Source organism: Microbacterium sp. 69-7, assembly GCF_001897985.1.
GTDB classification, from domain to species: domain Bacteria; phylum Actinomycetota; class Actinomycetes; order Actinomycetales; family Microbacteriaceae; genus Microbacterium; species Microbacterium laevaniformans.
On the sequence record NZ_MKRU01000050.1, the window covers coordinates 1 to 12,007 of the forward strand.

A 12,007-nucleotide genomic window follows, 5' to 3' on the forward strand; every position below is an offset into this window, starting at 1 on the left:
TGACACTGCTGCGGGAGTGTCCACCCAAGGACGATCTACATCCGACGCTGACAACCACGTACGACCACACATGACTACAGATAACCAGCGCCGCATCCGCGGGCTGCCACCGGCTCCTGCGCGAGGCGGGCGCGGTCTGTGTGACCTCCGCCGCCGATGCGTGGGAGCTCTTGGGGATCTCTGGCGACACAGCCGACGAGCCTGATCCCGGCGACGGCGGGCGTACCGATGAGCGCACGCGAGTACTGGACGCGCTGAGCGGTCGTCGGGCGCGTGCGACCACGGAGGTCGCGCGCCTGTCGGGCCTCTCCGTCGCTGAGGCGAGCGGGATCCTTGCGCTACTCGAACTGGATGGACGTGTCGAGCGCAGCGGCGACGGATGGCGACGCCGGTCTGAGCCGCGACCCGCGCGACTGTGGTGACGAGCGGTGCCATGCGAACCGCGGTGCGAGCCACGCACTGCGGTGTGCCGCCCGCCGCGCACCCTCGAGACGAGGGATGCTGGTCTGGTGAGACTCTCCGAAGCAGCCGACGCCTACACGCGCGAGCTCTCGGACGTACGGCGGCTGTCCGCGGCGACGGTGCGCGCGTACGCGGGGGATCTGCGCGATCTCGTCGCGGTGATCGGAGACCGCGATCTGGCGGATGTCGATCTGGAGCATCTGCGGGAATGGCTGTGGACCGCGACACGACGCGGCGACGCACGGGCGACACTCGCGCGGCGCACAGCAGCCGTGCGCGGCTTCTTCGCGTGGGCTCGGCAGACGGCGCGCCTCGAGGTCGACCCTGCGCTGCGACTGGTGGCCCCGCGCCGGGGGCGCTCCTTGCCGAAGGTGGCGACCGCGCCCGCCATGACCGCCGTGCTGACGGATGCCGAGACGCGCGCGCACGGCGGCGATGCCATCGCGTTGAGGGACGCCGCGCTCGTCGAACTTCTCTACGCCTCCGCTCTTCGCGTGTCCGAACTCTGCGGGACGGATGTCGACGACATCGATCGCGAGCGCCGCACGGTCCGTGTCGTGGGTAAGGGCAGCAAGGAGCGTGTCGTGCCGTACGGCGCTCCTGCCGCTCACGCTCTCGACGCCTATCTGGCGCGCGGTCGTTGCGTGCTCGTGGGACGCGGCTCCGGAACGGCGGCGCTGTTCGTCGGAGCCCGCGGCGCACGGCTGGGCGCGCGTTCCGCCTACGACGTCGTCTCGCGCGTCGTCTCCCCGACGGTCGGGCAGAGCGTCGGTCCTCACACGCTGCGCCACTCAGCGGCCACTCATCTGCTCGACGGCGGCGCCGACCTGCGCACCGTGCAGGAGATGCTCGGTCATGCCAGCCTCGGAACCACCCAGATCTACACACATGTCTCGGCGGAGCGACTGGCGGCCGCCTACCGGCAGGCGCATCCTCGCGCGTGAGTGCGCCGCGGGCCTGCTCTCGTGAAGACCCGCGCGCCCGCTGTCGATGCCGCCGTCATCGCGGCGTCTGTGCTCACCGGCTGTCCAGATGAGGCCGCCAGCGTCGCCGGCCACACCTATCCCGGCTGTTGAGCGGGCTCGCAGCACGGAAGCAGTACGGCCCGCGGCACCTCGCCCAACAGCCGCAGCGGATTGAGATAGACGTCGTCTCTCCGCGCTCCCAGGTGGATCTCGCCGGGCGTCGTGTGACCGCCCGTCGCCACGGTGCCCACCTGTTCACCCCGTTGCACACTCGTCCCCACCGGCACGATCGCGCTGACGGGCTCCATCGTCGAGACCAGTCCATCGCCGTGGTCGATCGTGATCAGCGGTCGATCGACGACGACGCCGGCGAAGGCGACGACGCCGTCGTCGGGAGCCCGTACGTCCGCACCGACTGCGCTGGCCAGATCGATGCCCCGGTGTCCGAGGCCGTATGCATGAGCGGGCGCTCGGTAGGCGACCGTGATGCGCGGCGGCGAGACCGGCCACGACCACCGCGCAGACGCCGCGCCGGCGGACCCACTCGCCGGCCGCAGCTCATGCCCGTCCGCCCCGGCGGCACCGGATGCACCGGAGACGACGGCGAGGGTCACCGCCAGCACCGTGCCTGCCACCCGAATCACGCGTTTCACCATGCGACGTTGTCGATCTGCGTTCATCGCTCCACCCTCGCGGCCGCCTTCCACCCACGGCGGCCGCGACGGGCATCTGTGGGCGGCCGACGTCAGCGAGCGTCGGGGGAGGAGGCGCTGCGGCTGATACACTGGCTGAGCACCCCGCTGGTCGGGGTGACTCCGCGTGCCCACAGCGGCCCCGTCCCCGGACGGATTCCGCGGCATCCACACCTCGAGGTCTCACCGCCACAGCGGTGAGCGGGTGTGCGCCGGGCACCAGGCGCTCGGGCCGATCGGCCCACGCGATCAACCCAAAGAGAAGGAGAACGGCCATGGCCGTCGTCACCATTCGCCAGCTGCTCGACAGCGGCGTCCACTTCGGACACCAGACCCGCCGGTGGAACCCGAAGGTCAAGCGCTTCATTCTGACGGAGCGCTCCGGCATCCACATCATCGACCTGCAGCAGTCGCTGGGGTACATCGACAAGGCGTACGAGTACGTCCGCGAGACGGTCGCGCACGGCGGCACCATCCTGTTCGTCGGCACCAAGAAGCAGGCGCAGGAAGTCATCGCCGAGCAGGCGACGCGCGTCGGCCAGCCGTACGTCAACCAGCGCTGGCTCGGTGGCCTCCTGACCAACTTCTCGACGGTCAGCAAGCGCCTCGCCCGCATGAAGGAACTCGAGGAGCTCAACTTCGAGAACCCCGCCGACAGCGGCTTCACGAAGAAGGAGCTCCTGCTGAAGAAGCGCGAGCTCGACAAGCTGCACAAGTCGCTCGGCGGTATCCGCAACCTCACCAAGACGCCCTCGGCGATCTGGATCGTCGACGCCAAGCGCGAGCACCTCGCCGTCAGCGAGGCGCAGAAGCTCGGCATCCCCGTGATCGGCATCCTCGACACGAACGCCGACCCCGACGAGTTCCAGTTCCCGATCCCGGGCAACGACGACGCGATCCGCTCGGTGGGCCTGCTCACGCGCATCATCGCCGACGCCGCCGCGGAGGGCCTCATCCAGCGTCACCAGCCGACCGACGAGTCCGCCGACGCCGAGCCCCTCGCCGACTGGGAGCGCGAGCTGCTCGAGACGCCCGTCGTCACCGACGTCGCCGAGGTCGAGACCATCGCCACCGAGTCGGCCGCCGATGTCGCGGGCGCCGAGGCCAAGGCCGAGGGCGACGCCGCAGCGACCGCTGCCGAGTAAGACCACTTCTCCGGTGCGGAGCCGCTCCTGACGGGCGGCTTCGCGCCGGCATCCCACGAGAACTCACGACACGCAAGGAGCCACCACCCATGGCAAACTTCACCATCGCCGACATCAAGGCCCTGCGCGAGCAGCTCGGCACGGGCATGGTCGACACCAAGAAGGCGCTCGAGGAGGCCGACGGCGACCTCGAGAAGGCCGTCGAGATCCTCCGCCTCAAGGGCGCGAAGGGCAACGCGAAGCGTGCCGACCGCTCCACCAGCGAGGGCCTCGTCGCCGCCGCCCTCAACGACGGCAAGGTCACCATCCTCGAGCTGAACACCGAGACCGACTTCGTCGCCAAGAACGAGCGCTTCATCGCTCTCGCCGACCAGGTGCTCGCGGCCGCCGCCGCCGTCAGCGCCGACTCCGTCGAGGCCGCGCTGGCCGCGGATGCCGAGGGCAAGACGGTTGCCGAGCTCATCTCCGATGAGGCAGCGATCATCGGTGAGAAGGTCGAGCTGCGTCGCGTGCGCACGATCACGGGTGACAAGTTTGAGATCTACCTGCACAAGACGAGCAAGGACCTTCCGCCGCAGGTCGGCGTCGTGCTCGCCTACACCGGTGACGACGCCGAGACCGCGCGCTCGATCGCGCAGCACATCTCGTTCGCCAACCCGACCTACCTCTCGCGCGAGGACGTCCCGGCCGAAGAGGTCGAGAAGGAGCGCGAGATCGTCACGGAGATCTCCCGCAACGAGGGCAAGCCGGAGGCGGCGCTGCCGAAGATCGTCGAAGGCCGCGTGAACGCGTTCTTCAAGCAGGTCGCTCTGCTGGATCAGGACTACGCGAAGGACAACAAGCTGTCCGTCGCCAAGGTCGCCGGCGACGCCGGCATCACGATCACCGACTTCGCCCGCTTCAAGGTCGGCGCGTAAGTCGCGTCAAGGGGTCCGCATTCACCGAATGCGGACCCCTTTTCCGTGCACCGCCTTCGATAGTCTGCATCTCGACGAGAGGAACCCCCCGTGACCGATGAGAACACCGGACGCCGTCGCGTCCTCCTGAAGCTGTCCGGGGAGGCCTTCGGAGGAGGCCAGCTCGGTGTCAACCCCGACGTCGTCGGTCAGATCGCACGCGAGATCGCCGCGGCGGTCGACCGGGTGGAGATCGCCATCGTGGTGGGCGGTGGCAACTTCTTCCGCGGAGCGGAACTGAGCCAGCGTGGCATGGACCGCGGGCGCGCCGACTACATGGGCATGCTCGGCACCGTGATGAACGCGCTCGCGCTGCAGGACTTCCTCGAGCAGGCCGGCGCTGCCACACGTGTGCAGTCGGCCATCTCGATGACTCAGGTCGCAGAGCCTTACATCCCGCGTCGCGCCGAGCGGCACATGGAGAAGGGCCGCGTGGTCATCTTCGGCGCCGGCGCCGGTTTGCCCTACTTCTCGACCGACACGGTCGCCGCGCAGCGCGCTCTCGAGATCGGCGCGGACGAGGTCCTGGTCGCCAAGAACGGCGTCGACGGCGTCTACACGGCTGACCCCAAGACGAACCCGGATGCCGTCCGGATCGACACCATCACGTATCGCGACGCCCTCCAGCGGGGCCTGAAAGTCGTGGACTCCACGGCGTTCAGCCTGTGCATGGACAACGGCATCGACATGCGTGTCTTCGGCATGGAACCCGCGGGCAACGTCACGCGCGCGCTCCTGGGCGAATCCATCGGCACGCTCGTCACCGTCTGAGCCGCTCAAGGCTGCGCACTAGACTTTTCCCTGACGTACCGAACGAATGGAGTGACCGTGATCGCCGAGATCCTGGCTGACACGTCCGCCCGCATGGACCGCGCCGTGGAGGCTGCGAAGGATGACTTCGCGACCGTGCGCACGGGTCGTGCGAACCCCCAGCTCTTCCAGAAGATCCTGGTCGACTACTACGGTTCCCCGACCCCGCTCGCCCAGCTGGCATCCCTGAACACGCCGGAAGCGCGCACTCTGGTCGTCACGCCCTATGACAAGTCCGCTCTCAAAGCGATCGAGCAGGCGATCCGCGACATGCCGAACCTGGGCGCGAACCCGTCCAACGACGGCAACATCGTGCGTGTGTCGATGCCGGAACTGACGGCCGAGCGTCGCAAGGAGTACGTGAAGCTCGTTCGCACCAAGGGGGAAGACGCCAAGGTGCACCTTCGCGGCATCCGTCGAAAGGCGAAGGATGAGCTCGACGCGCTCAAGAGCGAGGTCGGCGAAGACGATCTCGTGCGTGCCGAGAAGGAGCTGGACGCCGTCACGCGCAGCCACGTCGACGAGATCGACGAGGCACTCAAGCGCAAAGAAGCCGAGCTTCTCGAGGTCTGAGGACGTGCCGACCACCGACTCGCCGGGAGATGCCGGGCTCGGAGGCGCTCCGGACCCGGAGGGGGACCGCACGCGCTCCGCAAGCTCGGCGAGCTTCCAGGCTCACGTGCGCGCCGCGCGCACCGAGATCGAGCACCAGATGGACCGGGCTCGCGCCGACTTCGAGGAAGTCACCGACCGCATCAATGCGCGCACCGGTCGCAATCTTCTGATGGCGATCCTCATCGGGCTGGCGGTCGGAGCAGTGGTGCTGGGCTCGTTGCTGTTCATCAAGTGGCTCTTCCTCGTGTTCGCGGTGCCGGTGTGTCTGCTCGGCGTGTTCGAGTTCAGCCGGGCGCTGCAGACCGCCGGCCGGCGCGTCGATGTGTGGCCGCAGATCGTCGCCGGCGCGGTCATCATGCTGTCCGCTTTCTTCGCGGGTCACCTGACGCATTGGGCGCTGACCTTCGGGGCGGTGACCGCGGTGATCGTATGGCGGCTGCTCGCGCAGATGGTCGCTCGCGACGGGCGTCGATACGGCGAGGTCCTCGGCGATGTGCTGATCGCCGGCTTCCTCCCGCTGTACGTCCCGTTCCTGGCGAGTCTCGCGCTGGTCCTGCTGCGCCAGGACCAGGGCGAGTACTGGGTACTCGGCATGCTGATCGCCGTGGTCGCGACGGACACCGGAGCCTACGCGTCCGGGCTCGCCTTCGGCTCGCACCCGATGGCGCCGCGGATCAGCCCGAAGAAGACATGGGAGGGGTTCGCCGGGGGAGCCCTGGCGACTCTCATCGCCTCCGTCCTGTGGGCACTGTTCGTCCTCGGCATCCCCTGGTGGGCCGGCGTGGTCTTCGGGCTGCTCATCTTGGGGTGTGCGACCGTCGGTGACCTCGGCGAGTCGATGATCAAGCGCGATCTGGGCATCAAAGACATGAGTTCATGGCTGCCGGGCCACGGCGGCGTGCTTGATCGGCTGGACTCGATCCTGCCCTCGGCTGCCGCCGCTCTGGCTCTCTATTTCCTCTTCTCTCCTCTGGTGGTCTCATGAACGACGCCGCCGCGACGAGCGCGCCGCCGTTCCCGCTGACGTCCGGCCGCACCCGCGGCTATCGTCCCGATGCCGTCGACGATTTCCTGGCCCGCGCCCGCGCGGCGTTCGAGTCGGGGCAGTCGACAGACATCGATGCGGCCGCCGTCCGCACGGCCGCGTTTCCGCTCGTGCGGCGTGGATACCAGGTGGTCGCGGTCGATGCTGCTCTCAGCCGCATCGAAGACGCGTTCGCCGCCCGCGAACGCGAACAGGCACTGTCTCGTCGCGGCGCACGAGCATGGGTGGGACAGTCGCGCAAGCTGGCCCAGGAGGTGCTGGATCGCCTCACCCGCCCCAAGGGCCGTCGCTTCCGCCGCGTCGGAATGCTGCGCTTCGGCTACCGGGTCGACGAGGTCGATCTGGTCGCCGACAAGATCGCACGCTTCCTCGAGAGCGGCGAACCGGTGACCGTCGACCAGGTGCGTTCGGTCGCTTTCCGGATGCAGCGGCGGGGCTACAGCGAGGCGCAGGTGGACGCTGTCCTGGACGCCACCGTCGAGGTCATGCTCGCCGTCGTCTGATCAGGACAGCCTGGCGGGCTCGGAGCAGCGCGCTAGAATCGGAGGACTGTGACTGCCGACGCCGAATCGACGCCCGCCCGCGTCGATGTTCCCGAGACGCGCGCCGCGCGGAGAAATCAGGTTTCCCCGCGTCGCGTGCGTCCGCCTGCCCCCACCGCGAAGTGGTCGCGCCGACGCGGCGTCATGAGCGGATTCGCCGTGCTGGCCGTTCTCGGATTCGGCGTCGCGTACATCGGACCGATGACGGCCACGAGCCCGCGCGCCCAGGCCGCCGAGGTCGCCCCCATTTCTCTCTACGCGTCGACGATCGCCAACGCCCAGGCGTACCTCGCGGCATCCGACCAGACAGTCGGCCTCGGACGCGACGGCGTCGTGTACAGCGTCTACGTCACGCCCAAGCCCACGCCGACGCCCACGCCGTCGGCAGCGAAGGGATCGTCGTCGTCGAGCTCGTCGTGGTCGCCCCCGTTCGTGGCCCCCGACCCGGGCACGGCACAGTCCATCGCGTACGGGATGGTTCAGCAGCGCGGCTGGGGCGACGACGAGTTCGCCTGCCTGGTCGCCCTGTGGAACAAGGAGTCCGGATGGCGAGTGGGCGCCTACAACGCGGGAAGCGGCGCCTACGGCATCCCGCAGGCGCTTCCGGGAAGCAAGATGGCGTCGGCGGGCGCAGACTGGGAGACCAATCCTGCAACGCAGATCGCCTGGGGCCTCGGCTACATCGGGGGACGTTACAGCAGCCCGTGCGGGGCGTGGTCGCACTCACAGTCCACGGGGTGGTATTGAGCACATGCCGCGCGCGAACCGACGGCACCCCTCACCAGCCGACGATTCGTTCGATCGGCTGTTGAGCGGCTGGAAGCGTACCGAGTCCCGGCGCGGCGCCGAGTGGACCGTGCAACCGGTCAGTGCCGTCCAGGCGCAGAAGACCTACGTCTGCCCGGGGTGCGGCCGATCTATAGCGCCGCGCGCGGCTCACGTCGTGGTGTGGCGCGCGGACGGCGTCCTGGGCGACGCCGCGGATCTGGCCGCGCGGCGGCACTGGCACACGGCCTGTTGGAAGGTGGCATGAGATGGAGATTCGCGGACCGGTACTTCTGCCCGCGCGGCGCGAGGAGATCGAGCTCGAAACGCTCGACGGGCTGACTCTCGTCGGAGAGCTGGCGCTGCCCGCGCACCGCGACCCGGTCGCCACGCTCGTGACACTGCATCCGCTGCCCACAGCCGGCGGGTTCATGGATTCGCACATCCTGAGGAAAGCCGCCGGACGCCTGCCGGCCCTCGCCGACCTCGCCGTCCTGCGATTCAACACGCGGGGCACGACGTCGCCCCGCGGCACGAGCGAGGGTGCCTTCGACGGCGGACGCGCCGAGGAGTTCGACGTTGCCGCGGCGCTCGCTTTCGTCGAGGCGCGGGCTCTGCCGCATCCCTGGCTCGTGGGATGGTCTTTCGGTACCGAACTGGCTCTGAAGTACGGGCGGGATCACGCGATCGACGGTGTCATCCTGCTCTCCCCGCCGTTGCATCGCGCCACCGCGGCGGACGTCGCCGCGTGGCGGGGAGAGACCAGGCAGGTGGTGGCTCTCATCCCCGAGTTCGACGACTATCTCCGCCCCGCCGAGGCTCACGACCGTTTCGCCCCCATCGACCATGCGCGGGTCATCGCCGTCGACGGCGGCAAGCATCTGTGGGTGGGGGAGACGCAGACGCGCCGCGTTCTCACGGAGATCGTCGCGGCCGTCAACCCCGACGCGCTGCCCCTCGCCACCGAATGGGACGAGCAGTAGGACTCATCGCTCGTTCTGACGAGGAATGATCACCTGACGGTAGATGATCAGGATGCTCGCGGCAACGGGAATCGCGATGAGCGCGCCGAGGAGTCCGAGCAGGGCGCCTCCGGCCAGCGCTGCGATCACCACGACGGCGCCGGGCACCGACACCGCGCGGTTCATGATGCGCGGCGAGAGGAGGTAGGCCTCCACCTGCATGTACACCACGTACCAGACGAGCGCCACGATCGCCGTCAGCGGCGAGCTGAGTCCGGGGATGAGGCAGGTGAGCACGATGATCGCCGAACCCGTGAGTGTGCCCACGAGGGGGATCAGCGAGAAGAAGAACGCGATCACCGCCAACACGGCCGGGAACGGGGCCCCGATGATCGAGAGGAAGGCGGCGCTGAGGACACCGTTGATGGCACCGAGCGTGACCTGCCCCATGACGTAGTGACCCACGGATGCGGTGATCTGCTCCGAGAGGTCGACGAAACGTGCCCGCTTCGAGGCGGGCACGAGCTGTGCGACCGACGCCTTCAGCGACGGCGTCGACGCGGTGAAGTAGATCGTGAGGATCAGGATGATGATCGCCCCGGTGATGAGCGAGATGATCGAGGCGCCGATGCCGAGGATCACGTTGCCGGCCGATGTTCCGATCTGCGCGAAGTCCAGGCTGTTGAACCAGTCGGACACGTACTTGAACGCCATGTCGACATCCAGCGCGGGGAAGGTGGCGTGCAGCCACTTCGACAGATCGTCGACGGGGTTCCACGAGCCGTTGACCGCGCTGTCGATGAGTCGCTGCACCTGCGTGATCAGCTGAGCGATCTGCCCCACGAGGACCGGGATGACGATCAGCACGATGCCGGTGAACACCGCCAGCACTGCCGCGAAGGTGATCAGCAGCGCCGCCCACCGCGGCAGGCGACGACGCTCCAGCCAGCTGACGAGAGGATCGAGCCCGAGCGCGAGGAACAGGGCCGTCCCCACGTACAGCAGGATCGTCGACAGCGACTGCACGCTGGTGATGAGCAGGATGCCGACGCCCACGCCGAGCGTGGCGACGAGAGCCGTGCGGAACGGATGCTGCAGCTTCATGGTGATGTCAGAATACGCACCGCGCGGCGCTTTCGCGGGCGACACGGCCGCGGCGGTCGTCGGGGGTATCACGGTCCTCCCGGGCGACGCACAGCAGGATGTCGCTAGGCTGGAACGTCGATTGCGCGCCGCGATCCCGTCTGCGGTGCGCGCGGGAGGTGTCTTACGTGCGTTTCGTCTGGGCTGTGACGGCCTTCGTGCTGGCTGCGGTCATGATCGGCGCCGGTATCGCCCAGCGCACCGTTCTGCAGGGTCCGCGGACCGAGAGCGAGACGATCTCCGTCACCGGCGACGCGCCGTACATCCTGATCGATGGCAGCGTGCTCAACAGCCACGCCGGCTCACAGACCCTCCGTGTCCAGGAGGCGGGCACGATCTTCGCCTCGTACGGGCGCACGGCCGACCTCGAAGCCTGGCTGACGCCGTCCTCGTACACCCACGTGACCGTCGATGGGGGAGCCACCACGACGACGGCCGTCGCGGCGAAGAACCCGCCGGCCGCCGGCAGCGCGCCGATCACCCCCGTCGGCTCGGATCTCTGGCTGGATGAGTTCCAGCAGGATGACGTCCTCATCACCCCCCTGCAGCTTCCGGCGGACATGAGCCTGCTCGTCGCCACCGACGGTGTGAAGCCGGCGCCGAGCAGCCTCACCGTGACCTGGCCGACGGGAGCGACGACCCCGTGGGCGGGTCCTCTCATCGTCCTGGGCAGCATCTTCTTGCTGATCGGCATCATCGTGTACGTCCTCGGCGTGCGGCATGCACGCCGATCGCGCGGCCCGCGCCGCAAGGGTCTGCCGATGCCGGTGACCGAGCCCATCGACGTCGCGGTCGCGGGGGCCGACAAGGGCGTCATCAGCGCCACGCCCTCGCGTCGTCAGTTGACCCGCGGCAAGCGCTCACTCATCGCGGTTCCGGCCGTCGGCGTCGCCGCGTTGCTGTTCACCGGCTGCACTGCCGATGCCTGGCCGCAGTTCGCCGGCACGCCGACGCCCACGGCATCCGAGAGTGTCGTCGTGCCGCAGGATCAGGGACGGCCCGCCGTCACCCAGCAGCAGGCCGAGCGCATCCTCACGCGCGTCTCCGAGCAGGTGGCGAAGGCCGATGCCGCCAAGGATCCCGCGGCGGCTGCGCTGCGGTTGACGGGCTCTGCTCTGGCGGCCCGCGAGACGGACTACAAGCTCCGCGACGTCGCCGCGCACACGGCACTGAGCGCGTTGCCCGACAAGCCTGTCAAGATCATCCTGCCCGAGGCGTACGACGGGTGGCCGCGCACATTCTTCGCGGTCATCGAAACTGGCGACGTCATCCTCAGCGTGACCCAGGAGGACCCCTGGTCGCCTTACAAGGTCACGCGGGAGGCCGAGCTGGTGTCGCAGGCCAGTCTCAATCTCGCGCCCTCGTACGTCGGCGCGATCTCGATCGACCCCGACTCGCCCTTCCTGGCGCTCGCCCCCAACAAGGTGGCCGCGGCCTATGCCGACATCCTCACCAACGGTGACAGCAGCGCGTTCGCGGCGCAGTTCGATTCGACGAACGACCCCTTCCGAAAGCTCGTTGCCGACAACCGCGCCTCCCGGCTGCAGGCGTTCAACCAGACCGGCGCGCAGACGGGGACGCTGACCTACGCGGCATCGGCGGGGCCGGACGAACCCATCTCTCTGGCCACGCTGGATTCGGGCGCGATCGTTGCGGTGACCGTGCACGAGAGCGACACTGTCAAGCCCACCAACACCGACGCGGTGATCAAGCTCGACAACAACGCGATCGTGCAGACCCTCACCGGCGTGAATCAGTCCTCGACGGGCTTCACGACGACCTTCGTCGACCAGCTCTTCTTCTTCGTCCCCTCCCAGAGTTCCAGCAAGCGCATCCAGCTGCTGGGGTACTCGACCTCCATCCTCGACGCGAAAGTAGGCCCCTAAGTGAGCGATCCCACCTCGG

At 68.6% G+C, this 12,007-nt stretch carries 14 protein-coding genes; 12 read left to right on the forward strand and 2 right to left on the reverse strand.

From position 1 onward, the window contains the following. Window positions 1-140: 140 nt before the first annotated feature. Complete coding sequence (locus tag BGN98_RS04525; protein ID WP_288119866.1) at window positions 141-422, forward strand: DprA-like winged helix domain-containing protein; 282 nt, start codon at window positions 141-143, stop codon at window positions 420-422. Window positions 423-509: 87 nt separating this feature from the next. Then, window positions 510-1,406, forward strand: coding sequence for a tyrosine recombinase XerC (locus BGN98_RS04530; protein WP_036285347.1), 897 nt, complete (start codon window positions 510-512; stop codon window positions 1,404-1,406). Window positions 1,407-1,522: 116 nt separating this feature from the next. Here the strand turns inward: BGN98_RS04530 and BGN98_RS04535 are convergent, their stop codons facing one another. Continuing rightward, entirely contained in the window at window positions 1,523-2,107 is a 585-nt protein-coding gene (locus tag BGN98_RS04535) for a M23 family metallopeptidase (protein WP_288119869.1), read from the reverse strand. A 287-nt stretch (window positions 2,108-2,394) separates the two neighbouring features. Here BGN98_RS04535 and rpsB point away from each other — a divergent pair, with 287 nt between their 5' ends. The 9 genes from rpsB to BGN98_RS04580 all read left to right on the forward strand — a co-directional run bounded on the left by rpsB (window position 2,395) and on the right by BGN98_RS04580 (window position 8,980). Then, window positions 2,395-3,264, forward strand: a complete 870-nt coding sequence (gene rpsB, locus BGN98_RS04540; RefSeq protein ID WP_061683708.1) for a 30S ribosomal protein S2 — start codon at window positions 2,395-2,397, stop codon at window positions 3,262-3,264. An 89-nt stretch (window positions 3,265-3,353) separates the two neighbouring features. Beyond that, window positions 3,354-4,181, forward strand: a complete 828-nt coding sequence (gene tsf, locus BGN98_RS04545; RefSeq protein WP_061683709.1) for a translation elongation factor Ts — start codon at window positions 3,354-3,356, stop codon at window positions 4,179-4,181. A 90-nt stretch (window positions 4,182-4,271) separates the two neighbouring features. After that, on the forward strand, window positions 4,272-4,991 hold the full coding sequence (gene pyrH / locus BGN98_RS04550) for a UMP kinase (RefSeq protein ID WP_016465040.1): 720 nt from the start codon (window positions 4,272-4,274) through the stop codon (window positions 4,989-4,991). A 57-nt stretch (window positions 4,992-5,048) separates the two neighbouring features. Next, entirely contained in the window at window positions 5,049-5,603 is a 555-nt protein-coding gene (frr, locus tag BGN98_RS04555; RefSeq protein ID WP_005050254.1) for a ribosome recycling factor, read from the forward strand. A 4-nt stretch (window positions 5,604-5,607) separates the two neighbouring features. Then, entirely contained in the window at window positions 5,608-6,630 is a 1,023-nt protein-coding gene (locus BGN98_RS04560; RefSeq protein WP_288119872.1) for a phosphatidate cytidylyltransferase, read from the forward strand. Continuing rightward, window positions 6,627-7,193, forward strand: coding sequence for a DivIVA domain-containing protein (locus BGN98_RS04565; RefSeq protein ID WP_288119873.1), 567 nt, complete (start codon window positions 6,627-6,629; stop codon window positions 7,191-7,193). The genes BGN98_RS04560 and BGN98_RS04565 overlap by 4 nt, the downstream gene beginning before the upstream one ends. A gap of 48 nt (window positions 7,194-7,241) precedes the next feature. Next, the gene (locus BGN98_RS04570; protein WP_288119874.1) at window positions 7,242-7,979 is read left to right on the forward strand and encodes an aggregation-promoting factor C-terminal-like domain-containing protein; all 738 of its coding nucleotides are present in this window, start codon (window positions 7,242-7,244) and stop codon (window positions 7,977-7,979) included. Between the two features lie 4 nt (window positions 7,980-7,983). Further along, window positions 7,984-8,265, forward strand: a complete 282-nt coding sequence (locus tag BGN98_RS04575) for an Rv1322 family protein (RefSeq protein WP_288119875.1) — start codon at window positions 7,984-7,986, stop codon at window positions 8,263-8,265. 1 nt (window position 8,266) lies between these two features. Further along, the gene (locus BGN98_RS04580) at window positions 8,267-8,980 is read left to right on the forward strand and encodes an alpha/beta hydrolase (protein WP_005050260.1); all 714 of its coding nucleotides are present in this window, start codon (window positions 8,267-8,269) and stop codon (window positions 8,978-8,980) included. Window positions 8,981-8,983: 3 nt separating this feature from the next. Here BGN98_RS04580 and BGN98_RS04585 read toward each other — a convergent pair whose 3' ends face one another. After that, window positions 8,984-10,063, reverse strand: coding sequence for an AI-2E family transporter (locus BGN98_RS04585; protein WP_036283736.1), 1,080 nt, complete (start codon window positions 10,061-10,063; stop codon window positions 8,984-8,986). A 167-nt stretch (window positions 10,064-10,230) separates the two neighbouring features. On the opposite strand from BGN98_RS04585, the gene BGN98_RS04590 reads away from it, so the two are divergent. Then, window positions 10,231-11,988 (forward strand): DUF8094 domain-containing protein, encoded by a 1,758-nt coding sequence (locus tag BGN98_RS04590; RefSeq protein ID WP_288119877.1) that lies wholly within the window; start codon window positions 10,231-10,233, stop codon window positions 11,986-11,988. The last annotated feature ends 19 nt before the right edge of the window (window positions 11,989-12,007 follow it).